Annotated in this window: 1 protein-coding gene; it reads left to right on the forward strand. The window is 35.2% G+C overall.

Annotated elements, in window-relative coordinates; all coding sequences use genetic code 11:
* A partial coding sequence (gene tatA, locus ACFINS_RS10625) for a twin-arginine translocase TatA/TatE family subunit (RefSeq protein ID WP_375706253.1) occupies positions 1–308 on the forward strand: 308 nt, incomplete at its 5' end.
* Positions 309–318 lie beyond the last annotated feature (10 nt).

Raw genomic sequence — 318 nt, forward strand, 5'->3', positions numbered from 1 at the left:
GTAATTTTTTTTCACCAACACATTTAATTGTAATTTTACTGATTATTATTGTGCTTTTTGGGCGCGGTAAGGTTTCTGAATTAATGGGTGATGTGGCGAAGGGGATTAAAGCTTTCAAAAAGAATATGAAAGATGAAGAGGACATTCTCGAGGATAAGCTTGAAAGGGTCCACCATTCTGAAACAGTAGATGTTGAACCTGAAAAATTTCAGTCTTTATCAGTGAAGCGTGCAACCACGCGTGTAAAAGGTTATTCTCCCTCTAGAAAAGGCAAAACTTCTGTTGTTAAAAAACAGCGTGTAAAATAAAAAAAATCAA

The organism is Bartonella sp. AA2SXKL, from assembly GCF_042197205.1.
Classification (GTDB): domain Bacteria; phylum Pseudomonadota; class Alphaproteobacteria; order Rhizobiales; family Rhizobiaceae; genus Bartonella.